At 40.1% G+C, this 20,987-nt stretch carries 18 protein-coding genes; 8 read left to right on the top strand and 10 right to left on the bottom strand.

Features of this window, described 5'->3' with window-relative positions; genetic code table 11:
- Positions 1-2,190: a glycoside hydrolase family 52 protein gene (locus tag PQ456_RS04710; protein WP_273615099.1), complete on the bottom strand. Its 2,190-nt coding sequence runs from the start codon at positions 2,188-2,190 to the stop codon at positions 1-3.
- Between the two features lie 160 nt (positions 2,191-2,350).
- Here PQ456_RS04710 and PQ456_RS04705 point away from each other — a divergent pair, with 160 nt between their 5' ends.
- The 3 genes from PQ456_RS04705 (at position 2,351) to PQ456_RS04695 (ending at position 5,574) form a co-directional block, all read left to right on the top strand.
- Complete coding sequence (locus PQ456_RS04705) at positions 2,351-3,280, top strand: helix-turn-helix domain-containing protein (protein WP_273615098.1); 930 nt, start codon at positions 2,351-2,353, stop codon at positions 3,278-3,280.
- Positions 3,281-3,410: 130 nt separating this feature from the next.
- A complete protein-coding gene (gene uxuA / locus PQ456_RS04700; protein ID WP_273615097.1) occupies positions 3,411-4,475 on the top strand; it encodes a mannonate dehydratase in 1,065 nt (354 codons plus the stop codon).
- Positions 4,476-4,671: 196 nt separating this feature from the next.
- The gene (locus tag PQ456_RS04695; RefSeq protein WP_273616239.1) at positions 4,672-5,574 is read left to right on the top strand and encodes an SDR family oxidoreductase; all 903 of its coding nucleotides are present in this window, start codon (positions 4,672-4,674) and stop codon (positions 5,572-5,574) included.
- Between the two features lie 201 nt (positions 5,575-5,775).
- On the opposite strand, the gene PQ456_RS04690 is transcribed toward PQ456_RS04695, so the two are convergent.
- From PQ456_RS04690 to PQ456_RS04660, 7 genes are all read right to left on the bottom strand, one after another.
- Entirely contained in the window at positions 5,776-7,086 is a 1,311-nt protein-coding gene (locus PQ456_RS04690) for an MFS transporter (protein ID WP_273615096.1), read from the bottom strand.
- Between the two features lie 369 nt (positions 7,087-7,455).
- On the bottom strand, positions 7,456-8,685 hold the full coding sequence (locus PQ456_RS04685; protein ID WP_273615095.1) for an RtcB family protein: 1,230 nt from the start codon (positions 8,683-8,685) through the stop codon (positions 7,456-7,458).
- A gap of 66 nt (positions 8,686-8,751) precedes the next feature.
- Positions 8,752-11,391: a polynucleotide kinase-phosphatase gene (locus PQ456_RS04680; RefSeq protein WP_273615094.1), complete on the bottom strand. Its 2,640-nt coding sequence runs from the start codon at positions 11,389-11,391 to the stop codon at positions 8,752-8,754.
- Entirely contained in the window at positions 11,388-12,851 is a 1,464-nt protein-coding gene (locus PQ456_RS04675; RefSeq protein WP_273615093.1) for a 3' terminal RNA ribose 2'-O-methyltransferase Hen1, read from the bottom strand. The genes PQ456_RS04680 and PQ456_RS04675 overlap by 4 nt, the downstream gene beginning before the upstream one ends.
- A gap of 175 nt (positions 12,852-13,026) precedes the next feature.
- Complete coding sequence (locus PQ456_RS04670; RefSeq protein ID WP_273615092.1) at positions 13,027-13,176, bottom strand: hypothetical protein; 150 nt, start codon at positions 13,174-13,176, stop codon at positions 13,027-13,029.
- A 135-nt stretch (positions 13,177-13,311) separates the two neighbouring features.
- The gene (locus tag PQ456_RS04665) at positions 13,312-13,536 is read right to left on the bottom strand and encodes a hypothetical protein (RefSeq protein ID WP_273615091.1); all 225 of its coding nucleotides are present in this window, start codon (positions 13,534-13,536) and stop codon (positions 13,312-13,314) included.
- Between the two features lie 78 nt (positions 13,537-13,614).
- Positions 13,615-14,853 carry an acyl-CoA dehydrogenase family protein gene (locus PQ456_RS04660; protein ID WP_273615090.1) on the bottom strand — a complete coding sequence of 413 codons (1,239 nt, stop codon included), beginning with the start codon at positions 14,851-14,853 and terminating at the stop codon, positions 13,615-13,617.
- Between the two features lie 128 nt (positions 14,854-14,981).
- Here PQ456_RS04660 and PQ456_RS04655 point away from each other — a divergent pair, with 128 nt between their 5' ends.
- Both PQ456_RS04655 and PQ456_RS04650 read left to right on the top strand, forming a co-directional pair.
- On the top strand, positions 14,982-15,461 hold the full coding sequence (locus PQ456_RS04655; protein WP_273615089.1) for a hypothetical protein: 480 nt from the start codon (positions 14,982-14,984) through the stop codon (positions 15,459-15,461).
- A 1-nt stretch (position 15,462) separates the two neighbouring features.
- Positions 15,463-15,663 (top strand): hypothetical protein, encoded by a 201-nt coding sequence (locus PQ456_RS04650; RefSeq protein ID WP_273615088.1) that lies wholly within the window; start codon positions 15,463-15,465, stop codon positions 15,661-15,663.
- Between the two features lie 17 nt (positions 15,664-15,680).
- Here PQ456_RS04650 and PQ456_RS04645 read toward each other — a convergent pair whose 3' ends face one another.
- On the bottom strand, positions 15,681-16,562 hold the full coding sequence (locus PQ456_RS04645) for an AraC family transcriptional regulator (RefSeq protein WP_273615087.1): 882 nt from the start codon (positions 16,560-16,562) through the stop codon (positions 15,681-15,683).
- Between the two features lie 249 nt (positions 16,563-16,811).
- On the opposite strand from PQ456_RS04645, the gene PQ456_RS04640 reads away from it, so the two are divergent.
- The 3 genes from PQ456_RS04640 to PQ456_RS04630 are packed head-to-tail and all read left to right on the top strand — an operon-like array spanning position 16,812 to position 19,604.
- Positions 16,812-17,873, top strand: a complete 1,062-nt coding sequence (locus PQ456_RS04640; RefSeq protein WP_273615086.1) for a Gfo/Idh/MocA family protein — start codon at positions 16,812-16,814, stop codon at positions 17,871-17,873.
- The gene (locus PQ456_RS04635; RefSeq protein WP_273615085.1) at positions 17,870-18,727 is read left to right on the top strand and encodes a sugar phosphate isomerase/epimerase family protein; all 858 of its coding nucleotides are present in this window, start codon (positions 17,870-17,872) and stop codon (positions 18,725-18,727) included. The genes PQ456_RS04640 and PQ456_RS04635 overlap by 4 nt, the downstream gene beginning before the upstream one ends.
- 4 nt (positions 18,728-18,731) lie before the next feature.
- Positions 18,732-19,604, top strand: a complete 873-nt coding sequence (locus PQ456_RS04630) for a sugar phosphate isomerase/epimerase family protein (protein ID WP_273615084.1) — start codon at positions 18,732-18,734, stop codon at positions 19,602-19,604.
- A gap of 174 nt (positions 19,605-19,778) precedes the next feature.
- Here the strand turns inward: PQ456_RS04630 and PQ456_RS04625 are convergent, their stop codons facing one another.
- Positions 19,779-20,885 (bottom strand): GntR family transcriptional regulator, encoded by a 1,107-nt coding sequence (locus tag PQ456_RS04625; protein ID WP_273615083.1) that lies wholly within the window; start codon positions 20,883-20,885, stop codon positions 19,779-19,781.
- Positions 20,886-20,987 lie beyond the last annotated feature (102 nt).

Below are 20,987 nucleotides of genomic sequence, written 5' to 3'. Positions count from 1 at the left end.
CTATATCTGAGCTGATGTTATCGGGTGAGATAAGGCTTCAGGTGTACGCAGTTTACCGTCCCCTTTTTCCCATAACCAGAGGATCGAAGTCACTCCGCGTGGATAGTATTTGCTACCGCTAATAATGCCGGATATAATCTGGTCACTCCAACACCAGTAAGAATACTCTGGATGGGTCAGCCATTCTACATGAGCAGCATCTGCTGTAAGTCCCTGTTCATCCCACGTTAATCCCATAATCTCACGTGCTATAAATTGCGACAGATAGATTTTACTAAGCCATGAATTGTTACTTGTCGATGATAATTTCCAAGCGCCATTATCAAACAAACATGTTCCTTTGACCAATACAGTATTCAAATGAGTATGCAGTGCTTGAAGATAATCTGCAAATCGTCCATCACGTTCAAGCGCTTTGGCACAGCCTGTAAAATAAGGAAATACCAATCCTTCGATCGCTGGAATAATCTGCGAATCATTGCCTTCGCCTATAACTGCTGGGATATACCCTTGCTCATTCAACTGAGCCGTTACTGTTACAGCGCAGCGATCTGCTTGTGCTCCTGCTTGTTCTGCATATTCCGTCTGCCCTTCCTCAACAAATAATTTTTCTAATGCCAAGTAGACTGCCCAGCATTTACCTGCTAGATAAATATTGTTGCGAGATTGACCGAGCGATACATCTAGACTGTCATACGTTGTAATCTCAGCTCCGCCTTGTGTACGATCGCTATCTAATCCCATCAGACCGTTACGTTGCTCTGGATCTGGATGATCCCGGTGAAGCATACTTTGCAATCCATCTTGCAGTATATTCATATATTTTTGCTTAAAATCATGGTCTTTGGTCTGCTCGATATACGTTAATGCACAGCAGAGCCAGTTGATCAATTCTTCATGACTCATATAAGAGAAACAATCATCAATCCCTGCTAATTCATAAGCTGAATACTGTGGACGAGAAAAATGATTGGCTATACCGACATCATGTGTAAATGATAACCCACCTGGATAGGCTGTCCGATCTTGTGGAAAGCACACTTGATCATAATAGCTATATCGCTCGACAAAAAGTTCTAATTCATTACGTACAGTCCACGGGTTCATAATCAACTCGTAATACAATTGATCAGCAGTAAGATCAAGTGTATTCATCATCCGGTATTCACCTTCATTCACGATCCAGAGCGGTTGGTGATCGACTGTCTGTAACAATTGAGTACTACCATAATAACTATGAATCGATTGTGCCACCATAAAATGCTGATCTGGATTAAGCTTGTTACTTTCACCAATCCACTTATTCGCTTGTTCACAAGCATCAATCAACGATTCCCAGTTGTGTAGCGCATATGTACCTACCTCTTCTATACGCTTAAAATAACGGGTGTAATAATAAGAAGTATCTATTCCTGTAGTCACTATTCCATCTCTATAAAAGCAGATCGCTAACCGGAAAGTACGCTTTTGCCCTGCGGGTACATCCATCAGGAGCGCGCCTACAATCCCTAGACCAAAATATAAATTATTAGCAAATGTTTCTTGCAATACTTTTTCAATACCAAATCCAAGTGCTGGAGTTACCTCTGGATCATCGCATAGAATTGCTGTCTGTCTTCCTTGTCCTACCCCTACATATACATCATTTGCTTGATCATCTGCTCCGCTAATGACACGCATTGAGCGATAAGGATCACTTCCTTCATATCCAAAAAAAGCTCGTCTGCTTGTGTTACCTTCTGTATTATCAATCGTCATTTCGGCAAATACAGCAGGAACGATAGCTGATTGGAGTTCTTCGTCACTTGCATGTGCAGGATCAGGAACAGGACGCACAGAAGAATAAATTTTAAAAGTAAGATCGCCAGCTGTCCATGTATCTGTAGCTATATCTAAGGTACGCTCGATTTGTTCGTCTTGATAATGAACTAACGATATTGCTGACGAATCATTTGTCTGTTTTTCCTTTTCTACATCATAACGAGAACTTTCATCTTCCACTTGAGTAAAAAAAGGTAGTGCTTCATACGTAGATCCATCTCTTGATTGTAATCCGATATAGATATTCTCATCCGCTGGTTTGCCAAGTTCTAGACCCAGTCCTCCTTTGGCTCCTTTGAATCCTAATGTGAAGCTAGCAAATGCACCGATTGGAGAATGTTGTACATTATAAAATGAATTTTTTATCATTTCATGTAACCCCTTTCATTTTGATAAGTATCCGTGTATGCTATCAGTAATTACCTTAATAGTTCAGATTTATCCTAACAAACTACATTCTGTAATACCATTGCCAAATCGCTCCACTATTTACCCAAATCAAGCATTATAGTGAGATTGGAGGTTGTCCATGTCTACTTCCTTTATTCCACCCGAATGGGGACAAAGTCTAGCTGAGACCATTTTTCCCGATGTGCAGACAACAATGAATTTGTTCGGTATTCACTTGCGTACTGTCAGTACAGATTGGCAATATCCTATTCACGATCATCCACAATATGAGATTAATTATGTGTTAGAAGGTCAACAATTAATGACTGTTGGCTCTCAAAGTTATGTTCAGCAAAACGGCGATCTGATGATTCTCCCACCCGGTACTTCTCATTCCAGTCGCACGATCGAAGGACAGTCTTTTACGTATTTTTGTATTCATTTCGATATTGATGATCGCTTATTTCTATCTTTGTTAGAGCGATTGAATCAAGTTATGTTCAAACAATCCAGTGCAGTAGCTCAAGCGATGCAACCATACTTACTCAAAATTGCCAATCCTATCGAACAGACAGATGAACATATCATTACGCGTCGAATGCATCTGCAAGCTGCGGTATTTGAATTGTTTGGTGTCCTTTGGGAAGCGATATCTAATGAAGCGGCTGGTCTTGCTCCTGCTAGTTATGCTCATGTCGAGATGGCACATCAGATTGCTGCTCGATTACAAGGGATAGCTAATCGAAATATTGCTCAACTGGAAGCGACTTCTGATTCTCATTATGGGATTGATGATATTGCAGCAGAACTAGGTATCAGCCCTTCTCATTGCAATCGAATTTTTCATCAGGTATTTGCGATTTCTCCACGTAGCTACTTATCTAATCTTGTGCTTCACAAATCCAAATTATTATTGTCCGATCAACGAATGTCGATACAAGATATCGCTTCGATTTTGGGGTATCGTGATATTGCTCATTTTAGCAGGCAATTCAAGCGCTGGTCGGGTATATCGCCCAGTCATTATCGCAAAAATCAAATGATGATGCCTTCCGAATGGAAAGCCTAACTATGAACTTGCTCTCCTACTGGCGGGCAAGTTCGTTGTTGTGTAATGAATATTCTTACTTTATTGTTATAGTTATACTTATTTTATACAATTCAGGATATGCACTATAAACGTTGGAGGTGTTATCGTAATGAAAATGGTATTCAGATGGTTCGGCGAGCATAACGATACCGTCACATTAGAACAGATTCGGCAGATTCCCGGAGTCGAAGGCATTGTCTGGGCACTGCATGATGTGCCTGTTGGTGAAGTATGGCCGCAAGAACGGATTCATGAGATTCAGGCGACTGCCAATCGTTATGGTCTACATACGCATGTTGTTGAGAGCGTTAACATTCATGAAGATATCAAGCTTGGATTGCCTTCACGCGATCAGTATATTGCCAATTACAAACAAACCATTATCCATTTGGCTGAAATTGGGGTACAGGTCATTTGTTATAATTTTATGCCTATTTTCGATTGGTTACGTACCGATCTACATCGTCCTGCGGCAGATGGCTCTACTTCTCTTTTTTATGAAAAAAGTAAAATCGAAAATATCGATCCACTGGAATTAGTAGCCCAGATCAATGCCAATTCTGCGTTAACGATGCCCGGCTGGGAACCTGAACGGTTAACCCATTTAACCGAATTGTTCAAAGCTTATGAAGGATTTACCGAAGAGGATTTGTGGAATAATTTACAGTACTTTTTGGATGAGATTATTCCTGTCGCTGAAGCAAATGGTATCCAAATGGCCATTCATCCTGATGATCCACCGTGGTCGATTTTTGGTCTGCCTCGTATTATTCGCAGTCAGGATAATATTCGGCGCTTTTTGCAAATGTATAATAGTCCGTCACATGGCATCACATTATGTAGTGGTTCACTTGGAGCTAACCCAGAAAATGATATTGTATCGATGGTACATGAATTTGCGGATCGAATTCCATTTACCCATTTGCGTAATGTCAAAGTCGAAGAGAACGGCGATTTTGCAGAAACGTCTCATCGTACACAAGATGGCACAGTGAATCTAACAGGGATTGTACAGGCATATCAAGAAGAAGGATTTACAGGATATTGCCGACCGGATCATGGCAGACATATCTGGAATGAAGAATGTCGACCGGGTTACGGGTTGTATGACCGTGCTTTGGGTATTATGTATCTATGGGGATTGTGGGATTCATTTCAATATAAGCATTCTTGAACGTTGTAACACCCAAAGAAGCACTATGTGAAAGGAAGGGATACCTTTGAGCCAATCTTTTACAGGAAAAGACGATCATCATAAACCTACTTCAGATGTAGAAACAGATACATTATTCGCTGCCGATGTCCCTCCAACCGCGCCTACCAAGCCTTCAACAGGGAATGCGCTTGTAGACAAAACGTTACGTGAAGTGATTCGTTCTGCTGAAAAAACAGCTGGCGAACCACCTACCGAAACAGAAGCAAGTGAACTTCCACTACACTCTCATCTTAAAGGCAAGGTGGTCGTAATTACAGGCGGAGCAGGTGTATTATGTCGCACCATGGCTTACGAATTGGGACGACAAGGATGCAAAATTGCTATCTTAAATCGTACATTAGCCAAAGGTGAAATGGTAGCAGCTGAGATTCGTGATGCTGGCGGAGAAGCGATAGCGGTAGCCTGTGATGTAACCAAAGAGGACAATGTGATTCTAGCAGAAGCTACAGTGATGGCTGAATTTGGAGCTTGCGATATTCTTATTAATGGTGCAGGCGGGAATCATCCTGATGCGAATACGACAGAAGAATCTTTTCGAGAAGAGCATCTGAATGATGTCTCCAAACAGACTTTTTACGATATTGGACTCAATGGATTCCGCGATGTACTTGATCTGAATATGATCGGCACATTGATTCCTACCCAGATTTTCTCACGTAATATGATCCATCGCGAAGGTGCAACAGTGATCAATATTTCGTCCATGAGTGCATACTCGCCAATGACCAAAGTACCGGCGTATAGTGCTGCCAAAGCCGCAATTAATAACTTTACCCAGTGGTTAGCTGTACATTTTGCCGATGCAGGGATTCGAGTAAATGCGATAGCACCTGGATTTTTCTTAACCGATCAAAATGCGAAAATGCTCAAACACGAAGATGGTTCTTATACCGAACGTGCTGATAAAATTATTACTCATACCCCGATGCGTAGATTCGGTGAACCGTCTGATCTACTGGGTACATTACTCTGGCTTGCCGATTCGCAGGCTTCAGGTTTTGTAACTGGGATTACCGTTCCTGTCGATGGTGGATTTATGGCGTACTCAGGCGTATAACATTGTAACGATTCTTATATAGACTTGAATAAATTTTATTCATTTCATCATTATACAAAAAAGCCTGTTCATTATTCCCACACGATGCGGAGTAAGAACAGGCTTTTACTTTGTTTCCTAGAGATCATGGTCAATAACCTTGATAATAGATTATTAGCTTTTCGAACAAAATTAGATCGTTACGATGATGCTACAAATGAATCAATACTTGGAAGTCGCCAACTTTTTATCCTGTAGATAACCTTCATAATCTTCGCGGAAAATAGCACGGCTGACAAAGCCCATAATAATAGCGGCGAGTGTTAAAAGACCTGCGAGTAAATACATATTGCTCATACCGAATGTATCTGCAAACCAGCTTAACAATAACATCGCTATCGCAAATGTAAGATTACTCAGTACACTCCAAGCGGACATCACATTAGGCGTTTCAGCAGGTGTTAAATTTTGCTGAATCAATGTCCGACGAATCACTCCTGCGATCTGTACCGGTAAGCCTGACAAGCCGATCAATATCAATGCAATCAATGGTACCGTATTATAAGCAAAGAAAATCGTAATAATCACATAAGCCAGTAGGCTGATTAACATTACTGGAAACGCATTTTTTTGTAGCTTTTTCACTCTGGCTACAACAAATATTCCTCCTGCGATCGATCCTACAAAAAAGGAAGCATTCATAAATCCCCACCAGCGTGCATCTTGATGTAACACTTGTACTACAAAAGCAAGTACAAATGCACCAATCCATGCCGCTCCACCAAGTGTATCAATATTATCGATAATCGCTAACATTCGAACACGACGATTGCGCCCTAGCACTCTCCATCCTTCCGATAATTGCTCCCAACGGGAAGTGGTATTTGCTGGTGATTCAGAGATTACTTCTGTTGCTAGAGTATCTTCGGCTGTAACAGCAATCACTGAAGGCTCTGTACGCGGAGAAGCATATGGATCGCGGATAAATGCGGTAAACACCATCGCTAACAAATAACAAATTGCTGTTATCCACATCGTTGGAATTGCGCCAATAATCGCTACAATCAGACCACTCAATGCCCAACCAGCACATTTGATAATCTGATCACTAATCGACATAAATCCATTTGCTCTCATAAGTCCTTCATCATACGCTAACCGCGGAATCAAAGCATTGCGCGCTGGGTCTGTCCATCCATCTAGAAAAGACATCCCGAATACGATCAAAAAGATAATCAAATACGCAGGTGTCGTTGTACTATTTAAATAAAAGATCAAACCTGAAAATAATACAAATTGCCCGAATTGCGATACCATTAATATAGAAGTCAGACGGTATTTGGCTAATACCAATGGAGCAATTAATCCGCTCACAATCTTAGATAACATTCGAAATAATGGAATTAGAATTGTGGTCACAAGCGAACCGGTGGCTGTAAATACGAGCGTAATCAGACTCAGTAAATATACAATATCGGCAATATTCGAAACGGTCTGTGTCCCCCACAACATATAAAATGATTTTCGAATCAATAGCTTCGCTTCCTTTCTTATAATGGAATAAATCAATAGCAGACATTTCAACATCATGTACAGGTATAGTGTATGTATATTCATTTTTCAGGATAAATTATGTATAAAATAAGTTTTAATTTTTGTGAAAATGCCCATTATTTAGTATATGATTTTCTTTTTCGATTTGTCAATTTTAAGTATCATAATCATATGTTATATTATGCTACATTCGTGAATGAGTTACAAGAACATATTAGACTATTTCGCACTTATTTTCTATATAAAAATAACGCAATTAAGTAATTAAAATTCAATAAAAAAGACTTTCACTGCTGTGATGGCAGTAAAAGTCTCTTAGGAAAGTGCATCTATATTCTAAATATGATATTAATCTTTATACGGATCAAATTCATTTGCGCCTGCCATACATACACCGATTGGTCGAAGTACATGCAGAATATCTAATGTTTCTTGATGAGCATCCAGTACAGTCTGTAGCTTACGATATGCAAATGGACTTTCATCGGTATCGGCTCCACGCAATTCTACGCCAAAATCAGCGACTGCTACTTGCATCTGTTCCGGACTAATCTGTCCACCGGAACGAGTGCGTGTTTTCCAATTCATTGTCCCTGCCGCCTGCGTACGACTCATTACTCGTCCTGCACCATGAACCGTACTATAGAAGGAATCTTTATTTTCAAGACTGTCTTTACCACGTACAATTACTGAGATATCTGCCATACTTCCACCGATAAATCCTAATTGACCAGGTGCAGAAGGCGTAGCGCCTTTACGAATAACGATCGTTTCTTGATCATTATGCATTTCTTTCCATGCAAAATTGTGATGGTTATGCACTTCAAAATCCGCTTCTGCTCCTAACACTTTCAGCACTTCTTGAATGACATAATCACGACCTGCATAAGCATAACGTCCAGCAAGCTTCATCGCGCGGTAATACATATCTCCTAATTCATCATTCATATTTAGCAGTACAGGCGGTTGATCCATATGTTCACCGGGTGCTTTGGCAAGAAATTCTCGTCCTGCGGCTAAATTAAGAAATCCACTGGCTGTTTTGTGTCCGAATCCACGGCTTCCAAAGTGATTCCCGATCCACAGCTTGCCACTAACAGGCTCGACAAATAAATCGACATAGTGATTACCACTACCTACTGTTCCTAATTGATTATGAGCTAATTCTTTTAACAGATTATGCGTTTTGAGATCACCTGCTGTTTTGTATATATCCCAATCAGGATCATCGAACAATTCATGATCGACTTTATATTTGTTATTACGTCCTACTCCAAATGAAATCGTATTTGCAATCCCATCCATAATTTTGCTGATATTCGGCAATACATCTGCCGCCATCAGATTTGTGCGAACAGCTTTATTTCCGCAAGCGATATCATAACCTACACCTGACGGAGAGATTTGCCCATCATAAGCTACCACTCCACCGATCGGTTGACTATATCCTTTATGATGATCTGCCATTAATAAAGCTTGGACGACATTGCCGGTTTGCGCGCAAGTTACCGCCTGACTTAGTGCACCTGCATCTGGTTCCCCCCAGACACGTACACCATCTATGACTTGAAAAGCCACTGTATTCACACTCCTTCAGTGATTTTGAGATTATTTTAATCGTTAATTTAGTTCTACAAATGCAATCTATAATCGTGGATCAACAGCATCTGATTCTAACGATAATGCCGCTAATACACATTCATGAATCTGTTCCAGACGATCACGTCTGACAAATCGTTCTACCGATTCTACACTTAATGCAAATTCCATTAGCGCATGGCGTTCTTTTTTACGCGTTTTACGTTGTTTGAGACGACTCAAATTATTCGGATGCAAATAATCGATACCATAGATCATATGCAGATATTTGCGTCCTCGCACTTTGATCGCAGGTTGTATCAACTGTTCACGATGATGCATAATCATCTGCTCGGGCTTAATGACTATACCTTCATGTCCATCTTCTGTTAACTGTTGCCACCATGCTATCACTTCTTGTTCACTAGCAGTATCTGTGATCACTTTATACTCTGTCGCCATAAACCAATCACTGTATTGTGCTAATTCTTCTGCATGCTCCATATGCCACTGATGAGTCTGATCCATATGAGATCTCGTACTATGTGCCAAAATATGAAAAGGAGCAATTCGAATCCCATCCATACCATCAGTATCCCAACAATATTGCTGGAACGTTTCGCGGAAAATGGCTGCATTTTGCTGTTTGATTGTCCATTCCTGAATCCATTCATTTACGTCTATACCCGCGCCTTGAGCTTTGCGCAATTGATTCACAATATAATCTCGATCCATCGTAGCCGCTTCAGAGACATGCCCGTATTGAGAAGCAATCAGTTCACGTGCTTTAAGATTCCACGGTACAATTTCAGCATCCATCAATACAAATTCAGTCTCATACTTTGCAAAATAACCGGCTTCTTCTAATTGTTGTTGTAAAGTAATCAAGACTTTACGCTCTAGCTCGGTCTGGAAAAAAGCTCTACCTGTACGTGTATAAATTGTTCCATGAAGCGGTCTACCGATATAAGGTATAGCTGCTTGTTCATTACGGAATAATAACAAAATAGCGCGACTACCCATATGCTTTTTCTCGGCAATCATCGTGTCTACTTCATGGGTACGATAATAGTGTATAGCTTCTGCTGGATGTTCTAGATAATTCTCAGCAACTGCCGCTTGTGGCGGTGGTGTCATCGTTGGTGGAATATAGATCAATTCTTCTAAAGGAATTGTATAATGTGAAGTTGTATCTAATGCTGTTTTGACAAACTCACTTCGTACTTTCACTTCTCCATAGACCTTTGTCTGCACCGTATACCCATCAATCAAGCGTGATAAAGAAGGCGGAGCGAATCGTCCTTCTTCCCAGCGAACAAGTGGGCTATTCGGATCTTGTGCATAATCCGCATACGCTTTAACGCTGATAAATGTCTGTTCTGGATAACGATAAGCGGTTAACATCCCACCGAATACAGCACCTTGATCGATATTAATCGTCTGATGGACTGTCGTAGGTTGTGGACGAGGATCATGTCCCCATATAATCCATTCCCCTGAAGTATGATCTACAAACCAGTCTTTACGAATCGGCTTGCCTGCTTCATCGGTTCCTTCAATATCTCCATAACGGCAATAATCATCAATTCGTTTGGAGTTTTTACCGATAAAATCATCTCGAATCCCGGCATGAGTTACAACGACACGCTGAACACCTTGCTGGGTAAATACAAGATGCGAAGGTGTAGATAACAACATCTGTTTTAGCTTTTCTTTTAACGATAACGTTTCTTCTTCTCCATGTTCCGCTTCGTATTGCTGGAACGCTTCAATAATCTGTTCATCACCATGATTCATCGTGACCTGTCTGCCTTCTAAATAACGAGCGATCTTCCAGCCATGGTTACTATCGACCATCCATGCTAGGTCTGCATCTAAATGCTTTTGCCAGAAGATCATCGTTTCAAGTGATTTCGGTCCACGGCTCATAATATCGCCAACCGATACTAATTTGCGTCCTTCAGCATGACGATATAATCCTTCTTTATCAACTGTATAACCCAGACGCTGAATCAATTCGATCATCTCGTCATAACAACCATGAATATCACCAATAACATCAATACCTGTCATAAGTTCGATCAACATCGGATTGGTAGATCGTTGCCACTGTATATCAGCATATTTGTGTTCTTTGATCACATGCACCACGCCAAATCCTTCGCTTCGCAACCCTTTTATTGTTCTTTTAAATTGATGTGCTTGTTGCTTCACACGTTGTCGCCCTCGTGGATGTTCACGATTACGATCACGTTCTATTAAAGTCTGATCTGATATATCAAGTGCAATTAATATTACAGGTACATGATATCGTTTCCCCAATGTGATATAGAGAGCTCGATCTTCCGGTTGTAAATGAGTGGCATCCACTATCGTTAATTTATTTAAGCGACAGCGAGCGATCAATACATCTTGCATCACTTTGAATGCCTGATCCGAAATACGTTTGTACTGTTGATACATCACTTCGCCTTCTTCACGAGACGGTCGTCGCCAATCAATATAATCGATATTACCAACTATTTTCCTAAATTGATCAGAGGACAGACTTTCATGTTCTGCAATCACTTGTTGTTGTTTGAGTTGCTCGATCAACGTACTTTTTCCACTGTTGGATGCCCCCATTAACAGGACGATGCCTGCATAAGGAATCTGTATAGGAGAAGTAGCTGAATCATTGCGTTGCTCTGTTATTTGCCCGGTCATATCTGCTGTCCTCCTGTTCTGTGAAATACAACCATCTGTGTTGGTTGTCCATACTGTTCATGCTTTTCACCGATCCCTGAGATCGTAAAGGTGTACGGTCTGTTTTGTATCCACTGTGTACAATATTGTTCAAATTCTGCACGCGTCCACTCAAAACGGTGATCAGCATGACGAATCTCTTCTGTATCCATATCATAGACTTCGTTATATTCTCGATTCGGTGTTGTAATAATTAAAGTCTGTGGACGGTAATCTGTGAATAACGTGTGGATGACTTGTGGCAATCGCACTTCGTTAATATGCTCGATCACTTCGCATAAAATAATGACGTCTTGATCGATCCAGCGTTCATCTCGATAAAATAATGAACCGGTAGTAATCACAGGAATCACATCATCGGTACGTCCTTCTAACTTGGCAAAGCGATCAATCGCTCGTAATTGAGATTGCATCGAAGGTTCAACCGCCCAGACCTGTTCGACTCCTTCAATCTGCCCAAGACGAACAGATAATTTACCTTCTCCTGCTCCAAAATCTATCACTTGCTTACGCTGTGGCAATAGACTAACTTGTTCGACGATCGCACGGTAACGCAATTCGTTTAATCTCACTACAGGCGGTTCAGTGTCAGTCTCTAAAACATCGATTATTTCGAGCGGTTCGGCAGAGTCTGCTTGCGCTGTAGCATCTTCTACTGAATGTGTTGATATCTCTGTTGATAAAGTATCCATAGATGCATCATTGGCTACTTGTTGTTCATATTCTTTAATTAACGGTGCAAATCGTAGACTGCGCTTAATCATCAAATCATGCTGTGGATGTGTGGATAACCACCCTTCTCCATAACGCCGTAAGCGCTCAATCTCATCTTCATTGATATAATAATGTTTATAATTATCCAGAACTGGTATCAAAATATATATTTGCCGTAGCATCTGTTGTAAGGTTTGTTGCCCGCTAATCTGAATATGCCGGACTGTACTGCGGTTTTTGAGATCAAATGAATAATCAATCTCCCCGCGCTCCATCTGCACTTCATAACCAAGCGGTTGGAACAACGACTCTACAACATGATCTGGCAAATCAGAAGCCACCGGCCCAAATGTCATTTGTAAGTCAAATTGATAATCTACCCAATTCATATAATCTGCTTTGGGCTTGCCATTGAGTGCTGTTCCTAATGCTGGACGAATATAACTGCAAAATAAGCTACTAACAGCTAATTCACGATCGTTGATATATTGTGTAATATCATAATGATCTGGAGTGCCTTTGACCAACTCAATAGGATCAGGGGTAACAAATAACATAGCTTCTGTATCGTGTGGCTCAGAAGACGTATACACCAACCGCACTCTAGCGCCTTTTTCGGTACGGTCGTAAAGGTTATGTGGATTTTTAGCTAATAAATGCGAGATCATATTCGCATGTTCTCCGGTTGCTTTGATTGTTAAATACATTTGTATTCCCTCCTTCAAATTCAGCATGATCTGTTTATATCTACCATTTGTACATAAAAAAAGACCACAGACTTAATCGTCTGCGGTCTCTACAGTGTCATATACACTGGAATCATTATACGGTAAGACACAACTGTATCATTCTACGTTCCTAACATAGAAGATAAGCGGTAATCTATAAGCATATGTATTCTGCAAGCATAAAATCTTGCGAGGTCCGATCAGAATGATAAGTCGTTATAATACGTATCGAATTGCGCTGATGATAATAAGATTGTTCATCTTTCTTTAGATCAAATAGTTGCAAATCGGGATTATAACTCATCTTCTCGTGACCTCCTTTTTTTAGTATATGTGTATTTCTAATTGGTTGATGTATCTAATCATGTTAACTGTCCTGCCTGAATTGTGATCATCATATAACGTTTTTCCAGACACTGTCAACACTATCTTGAATACGTCATCCTATAGCATAAACAACAAAAACCACAATATAAATTACAACCGCTACTCCAAAACTTCGAATCGCCCACTGTATTCTTTTCTTTTTGCGTGCCATATAAGCTTCAATTTCAGCATCATCATTGCGCCTTCTAACACCGATTTCTCCAAATCCACGACTGCTCAAAATAACTGCTAATACCATAAACAATGTTCCAATCCATGCCAGTGTGTTAATCAACAAAATATCTCGTCCTTTACGCAATTACGCTTTATTTTTAGATACATCAATCTACTACTTTTTATATTACGTATACAGTATTCATTTGGTAGCTATTTCTTTTGTACCTTGTGAACGAATAGCACGTTGTGCCAGTTGAGTAATCGTGACATCATCCATCGGCGGGTTATGCAGACCGAAGCGTACATCACGATAGAGTCGTTGTAGTGGATGGCTCATTGCCAGACTATGAGCGCCAACGATACGCATCGCTTGATCGGTCACCGATATTGCCGCTTGAATAGCTACAGTTTTGACAGCTGCGATATCAGGACTATTCCAGTTCTGATAATCGGAAGATGATCCTTTTCCAGCAGACAATCTATTCTGTTGCTCCATATCCCAACGGTTCGCTACTGCATACATAAAATGACGTGCTGTGGTCAGTTCTAGCTCCAGTTGCCCTAATTTCTGCTGAATATGAGGCAAATGAATAATCGGTTCATTCACACTATTCGGTTGATAGGTTGATGCAAAATTAATCGCATGTTGTCTAGCTGCTATCGCTATTCCCAAATAACTAGCAGGAATATTCATCATATATGCACTTAATTCCCATTTACGCGGTTGATCTGGATTAACATTTGGACGTATACCGACGCAAGCTTTCGATGGTAAAGTTACATTTTCCAAGACTAGATTATGACTGGCGGTTCCGCGCATCCCTACCATATCCCATACAGGATCAATCGATACTCCTTCTACGTGACGTGGAATTAAGAAATCAGCCACTTTGTTATCCGGCTCGATTGTTGCAGAGATCAGAAAATAATCTAACATCGGTGACATCGTTGTAAATGATTTTCTACCGTTCAGTACATATTGATCTCCTGATAATGTCGCTTTTGTCTGTGGTCTACCTCCACGTGAAGGACTGCCTGTTGCCGCTTCAGAATCCGCACGATTGATCAATGCTCCATGTTCAACCACATCACGACAAAGATCAGCAAAAACATCTTCATCCCATGTACGACTTTGCGCTAGATTAAACATCGAAATATGATGCCAGCCTATCGCTATCGCTGTCGGTGCATCGACTTGAGCTATCCGTTCCTGACAAAGTAGAAAGTCGTTTAGCGAGATACCTTTCCCGCCATATTCTTGTGGAACTGAAAAGGTATGATACTCAGCGTCTTTGAGCGCCTGAATAAGTTCTGCATTTAAATGATTCTGTTCATCTGCTTCTACTGCTCCATCTGCATAACGATCTGCTATCTCTCCGATCCATTGCACCAATTCCTGTTGCTCCGCAGTCACTGCAAAATAATTCTGTATATTCATCGATAAGCACCTCATTTCTTAGATTAAAATAACGATTTTACTTTGATAGCTTGTCTGTGCTTTGTAGATTGTATTTGTTAAACTATATCTATTACTCATTTACATAAATTATAGTTTGAGGTGTTCACATGTTAGTAGAAAATAGTACAGGTAAAATGATCCCCATGTGTATAACTCCAGTCAAATTAATAGATATTCAACACTTACAATCAGACTGGACACTTACATTTGATTGGACAATATATTTCAAGTACGAGAACGTTGAAGTTTATATATTAACTACTGCGCATTCTACTTATGTTGAAGGTGCTATTGCTTTAGAAAACAGAGGAGATCATGTATGGATACATTTAATTGAAAAAGCTCCCCGTAATCGTGGTTCACAAGAAAAATACAAATATATAGCCCATCATTTATTTGCATTTGCTACAAAAAGACATTTAGATCAAGGTGGAGACGGCTTTATTGCTTTCGATTCCAAAACAGGATTGATTACACATTATATAAAAGAATATGGCGCAGAACGTATAGGTTCAACTCGAATGATGATACCTTGTCTTGCTGGACAACATTTAATTGATGTATACTTAAACAAAGGTGGTGGATGAAATGAAAAAGCAAACTACCCAAACCAACTTACCCAAAGAGAATACTTCCTCTATTACATCATTACAAAAAAATCAGTTCTCTAATTATGAAGTTTTCCCAACAATTCCTGAATCAAATGATCAATTAAGAGATAAAGAAGTAAGTGATGCTATTGCTAATTGGAAAAAATTAAATCAATCATCTATCAAAGTTCGCCCATAAGGTGAACTTTTTTTATATTATTCCACATTTGCAAATGATGCCCGTATTTCAGTAGGCGAACCGTTACGGTATTTTTTGAATGTTCGACTGAAGTACGAAATATCGTTATATCCTGAAGCCATCGCAATTTCGGCTACGGTCATACTGCTATTCAGCAATAAATATTCGGCTCGATTGATACGCACACGATTGATATATTCGGTCACTGTGCGATTGGTCAATTCGTGAAAAAGACGACTAAAATGAAAACGGCTTAATCCTGCCATTCGGGCAAGCGTTTCTACAGGAATCTCATCCCCATAATGCTGTTCGATATATTGCAAAATAGGAGTAAATCGTTCCAAATTTTTGATTCGACTGTGATGATTTTGCCAGTTGGAATCATCAATTACATAATGACGTACAAGCATAGTAAGCAAGCGATACATATTGGATTTGATCGATAATTCATACCCTAAATGACGTGTTTTGAATTCATGTACAATATCGTTCATACAGCGTTCAAGCGCATCATCTGTTGTAATATAACTTTGAAAAAGCAGCCGATTCTGTGTCATCGGCGTAATAAATTTGGTCTCTACAGCATCTTGAGAAAGACTTTGCAACGAAGAAAGATCAGCAATAAGCGCATAATAGACCAGATGATTACATAGACTGATACCATGATGAAGATCATTACTATTTAACACAATAATATCTCCTGCATGTACATGAATCGGTACTGAATTGCATTCTATAATTGCTTCGCCTTCTTCAAAATACAAAAATTCCATATGAGGATGCCAGTGGTGCGGGAACAAAATCTGTCCATACTCTGAAGAATGGCAAAAATTCATTTTGATAGGAAAATAAGGATCAGGCATATTCATCGGTTCTTGCAAATCTACAGGCCAGTTCATAGAGAGACTCCTTTGCCAGCAAAATGCACTTTTTTATTCTATTTCTTTCTCTATTGTATCATTTCAAATCGCACAATAGTACAAACAAACCGCACACCGCTTCATGACCGTTCTAGCGATACATTATATAATTTCAACAGAACGATATCTTTCCCAAAGAAATACATATAGGTATATGATTGTATTCCCATTGTTTACCCCAATTCATGTGTACTTTACTTGAAGTAAAGACGCTAAAGGAGACTACGTATGACAGCCAAAATTGGTATAGGTGTGATCGGTGTCGGCAGTATTTCAGAATTTCATTTAAAACCTTATAACAATCATCCAGATGTAGAGATTATCGGTGTCTGTGATCTTAATGCAGAACGTGCACAGACAGTAGCCAAGCAATATGAAGCCGCAATTCCTTATACAGATTATCAAGAACTTCTGAACAATCCAGATATTGATGCTGTCAGTATCTGTACATGGAATAACAGTCATGCTGAGATTAGTATTGCGGCGCTTCAAGCAGGCAAACACGTACTGGTAGAGAAGCCTCTTTGCCGTACAGTAGAAGAAGCACAACAAGTACAAGCTGCTGTACAAGCTACAGGCAAATTATTGCAAGTCGGGTTTGTACGTCGCTATGATTCCAATGCCCAGATGCTTCACCAATTTAGTGAACAAGGCGATTTTGGTAATATCTATTATGCCAAAGCTTCGTATATTCGTCGTCTCGGCAATCCGGGCGGTTGGTTTAGCGATAGCAATCGTTCTGGCGGTGGGCCATTAATTGATATTGGTGTTCATGCTATTGATCTATGCTGGTATCTGATGGGCAGACCTGAACCGTTATCGGTTAGTGGTAATACGTATTATGAGTTAGGCAATCGAGCGAATGTCGAACATTTATCCCGTTATCAAGCCGCTGATTATGATGCCACTCAAAATGATGTAGAAGATATGGCAAATGCTATGATCCGTTTCAAAAATGGAGCTTCCCTGATCGTAGACGTCAGCTTTAGTCTGCATGCCAAACAAAATGAAGGCATGATCAAATTGTATGGAACAAAAGGTGGATTTGAAGTGGATCCAGCTGTTCATATCACTACCGAAAAGTACAATACTGTACTGAATATCGAACCTCAAACCGATCATAAAGATTTTCAATTTGAGCAAGCATTTGATAATGAAATTAAACACTTTATCGATTGTATTCAGACAGGCAAACAACCACTAAGTCCGGTGGAAGATGGCGTGCAGATGATGCGTATGCTCACAGCTATCTACGAATCCGCTAAGCTTGGCAAGGAGGTACTATTATGAAGCTCGGACTGAGTACGTATAGTCTACATGGACAATTGAGTTCTGGTGCTATGAGTGTACCGGATGTGATCGACTTTGCAGCAGATCATGGAGCTGTTCATGTAGAGATCGTTCCTCTTAGTTATAATTTGACAGAACAGCCTGAATTGATCGAACAGATTGTTACCCGCGCTCGTGAACGTGGGATTGAACTTTCTAACTATGCGATTGGTGCTAATTTTTTGACCGACAGTGATGAAGAATACGAGCGAGAAATTCAGCGTGTGATGGACGAAGTCAATATCGCTCAGCAATTAGGGGTTACATTAATGCGTCATGATGTCGCTTCTTCACCAGACGTATCGATTCAACATTTTCATCAACAATTAAATCGTCTCGCTTCAGCTTGTCGTCGTATCGCTGATCATGCACAACAATATGGAATAACGACCAGTGTCGAAAATCATGGCTTTTTTATTCAACAGGCAGATCGTGTACAGACACTTATCCAGACTGTAGATCGTCCAAATTACAAAACAACACTCGATATCGGTAACTTTCTATGTGCTGATGAAAATCCAGTAGCTGCTGTTGCTCAGAACTTGCCTTATGCCTCAATGGTACATGTCAAAGACTTCTATATTCGCCCTGGTTATCGTGCTCCTGGTGAAGGATGGTTTACCAGTACAGCAGGACAATATCTACGTGGAGCGATTATCGGTCAAGGCGATATTGATATGTGGGAAGTACTGCGTATAGTGAAGCATTCTGGATATGATGGATATATTTCTGTCGAATTTGAAGGTATGGAAAATGATTTGCTTGGTGCACGGATTGGACTTGCGAATGTACAAAGAATATGGGACGAGGTGTAAACATATGGTCACAACATTAGGCAAAATCGGTGTTATTTCAGATAGCTTCGGTCTGGGTGTTAGAGCAGATTTGCAAAAAGCAAAAGAAGTTGGTGCAGACGGTGTACAGATTTGGGCAACACAAGGCGAAATGGAGCCCGATCAACTCGATGCTAAAGCACGCGCTGAACTCAAACAATATCTAGCTGAACTTGGACTGGAAGTATCTGCGCTCTGTGCAGATTATGGTGGAGAAGGATTCCGCAATGAAGCAGATAATGTCTGGAAAATCGAAAAGTCCAAAAAAGTGATGACATTAGCGCTTGAATTAGGCAGTCCGATTGTAACGACTCATATCGGTATTGTGCCTGAAGACGAGAGCGATCCGATCTATAAAGTGATGCAATCTGCTTGTAATGAACTAGCTGCGTTCGCTTCTTCACTTGGAGGATACTTTGCGATAGAGACCGGCCCTGAACCGGCATCACGCCTCAAATCTTTTCTAGATTCGTTAGAAAGTAAAGGCGTTGCTGTCAATTACGATCCTGCTAATATGGTGATGGTTACAGGCGACGATCCTGTACAAGGTGTCTATACGTTACGTGATTACATCGTGCATACTCATGTCAAAGACGGTATTCGTACGCGTGAAGTAAATCCTCATGATGTATATGGTGATCTAAGCCACGAACAGATTGCGGCGATGAATGATGGAAGTATAGGATTTAGCGAAGTACCACTTGGTGAAGGAACTGTTGATTTTCCAGCTTATTTTGCCGCTCTTCAAGATATTGGATATACCGGTTATCTAACGATCGAACGTGAAGTGGGCGACCAACCAGAGCAAGATATTCGCCAAGCTGTTTCGTTTATTAAGCAATATAAATCTACTCTTTGATCATGCTTGATTAGGGTAAACAATAAGCCTTTAAATGATCGATTTCACCTTCATGTATAGACGAATATTCAATGTCTATATAGAGCGGGGAATGATCTTTTGAAGGCTTTTTTCACCTTATTGGGCTTTTGTTGTACGTCTACTCGTTCTTTTACCCTGAGATTGGATGCTATATTAGATCGACTGTTGTACATTCAGACTGACTTCCACTACTCTATGTTGTGGTTCGTAATTTCCTTTGATCTGCGCATGTACTAATTCTACCGCTAACCTCGCAATCGTGCGTTCATCTTGCTTCAAGTAACCAACTCCCGGCAATTCAGGATCATCAAAAGAAATCAGTTCTACCGTCTCCGTTTTCTTTAACTCTACTAATGACGCATAGGTCAATTTCGCTGCTTCGGCGCTCAATGCTAGCACTGCGGTCACTTGCGGATGATGAGTGATGAAATGGGCAATATATTCTTTCCCCTGCTGATTACGTAAAATATCAAGCGGAATATGACACCACAAATTTTTATCAATCGAGATATGATGATCGATATACGCTTTTTCAAACCCAACAGTACGATCTTCAATAACAGTATTCGTACGATCCGGTGAAATTAAAGCAATATGACGATGCTGTTTACTTAACAAATACTCAATCGCTTCATAAGCTGCACTCAAATTATTCGAAGTAATCCGAAATGTCTCGATATTGCGTAGATACCGATCCATAAATACAAAAGGAAATTTATCCAGTGATAACCGCAATAACGACTCATTATACTTTTCATCTTCTGTTGGAAATACGATCATTCCTTGCGCCCCGATCGACAACAATCGATCAATCGCTTCACTTTCATTGCTAGAAGATTCACGCGTAATATGAAGAATCAATTGATAACCCAGTTGACCTGCATAATACTCACTATAATCAATCATTTTCTGGATAACATTGGTTTTCATCGTAGGAACAATAAGCCCGATCAGTGGTAGATTAGCTAGAGGAGTATTTGATAATACACGTGGTTGAGTACCGTATATCGAGTCAGATTGACTTTGATTGATACACTCTTGCTCTTTCCAGCATACAAATGTACCTTTCCCCTGAACACGTATCACTAATCCTTCTTCAGCAAGCCCTATCAATGCATTTTTTACTGTAATTTTACTCACTTGATACTCATCCATCATTTCTTGCTCTGAGGGTACACGATCTTTGTAGCGCAATTCCCCTGAAATAATTTTCTCTTTAATCTGCTGTTTGATTTGCTTATATAGCGGTATTTTTTTCATTTTCAGCATTCACCTCCTGCATGATTTTTTACCATTTTTTATAGCATAACACTTTTAATGTAAACGTATACATTTTGTTTGGAGCAGATTATAGCATACAAA

Origin of the sequence: Paenibacillus kyungheensis, from assembly GCF_028606985.1 — a bacterium.
Lineage (GTDB): Bacteria > Bacillota > Bacilli > Paenibacillales > Paenibacillaceae > Saccharibacillus > Saccharibacillus kyungheensis.
The sequence above is the reverse complement of the archived record's forward strand: the minus strand, read 5'-3'. Positions and strand labels throughout refer to the sequence as shown.

What these genes read in the sequence shown, in the direction of transcription:
- PQ456_RS04660 (WP_273615090.1), bottom strand. Translation starts at nt 14,853, where the DNA reads ATGAATATACAGAATTATTTTGCAGTGACTGCGGAGCAACAGGAATTG.
- PQ456_RS04680 (WP_273615094.1), bottom strand. Translation starts at nt 11,391, where the DNA reads ATGACCGGGCAAATAACAGAGCAACGCAATGATTCAGCTACTTCTCCT.
- PQ456_RS04640 (WP_273615086.1), top strand. Translation starts at nt 16,812, where the DNA reads ATGACAGCCAAAATTGGTATAGGTGTGATCGGTGTCGGCAGTATTTCA.
- PQ456_RS04635 (WP_273615085.1), top strand. Translation starts at nt 17,870, where the DNA reads ATGAAGCTCGGACTGAGTACGTATAGTCTACATGGACAATTGAGTTCT.
- PQ456_RS04625 (WP_273615083.1), bottom strand. Translation starts at nt 20,885, where the DNA reads ATGAAAAAAATACCGCTATATAAGCAAATCAAACAGCAGATTAAAGAG.
- PQ456_RS04705 (WP_273615098.1), top strand. Translation starts at nt 2,351, where the DNA reads ATGTCTACTTCCTTTATTCCACCCGAATGGGGACAAAGTCTAGCTGAG.
- PQ456_RS04670 (WP_273615092.1), bottom strand. Translation starts at nt 13,176, where the DNA reads ATGAGTTATAATCCCGATTTGCAACTATTTGATCTAAAGAAAGATGAA.
- PQ456_RS04710 (WP_273615099.1), bottom strand. Translation starts at nt 2,190, where the DNA reads ATGATAAAAAATTCATTTTATAATGTACAACATTCTCCAATCGGTGCA.
- PQ456_RS04650 (WP_273615088.1), top strand. Translation starts at nt 15,463, where the DNA reads ATGAAAAAGCAAACTACCCAAACCAACTTACCCAAAGAGAATACTTCC.
- PQ456_RS04645 (WP_273615087.1), bottom strand. Translation starts at nt 16,562, where the DNA reads ATGAACTGGCCTGTAGATTTGCAAGAACCGATGAATATGCCTGATCCT.
- uxuA (WP_273615097.1), top strand. Translation starts at nt 3,411, where the DNA reads ATGAAAATGGTATTCAGATGGTTCGGCGAGCATAACGATACCGTCACA.
- PQ456_RS04675 (WP_273615093.1), bottom strand. Translation starts at nt 12,851, where the DNA reads ATGTATTTAACAATCAAAGCAACCGGAGAACATGCGAATATGATCTCG.
- PQ456_RS04655 (WP_273615089.1), top strand. Translation starts at nt 14,982, where the DNA reads ATGTTAGTAGAAAATAGTACAGGTAAAATGATCCCCATGTGTATAACT.
- PQ456_RS04630 (WP_273615084.1), top strand. Translation starts at nt 18,732, where the DNA reads ATGGTCACAACATTAGGCAAAATCGGTGTTATTTCAGATAGCTTCGGT.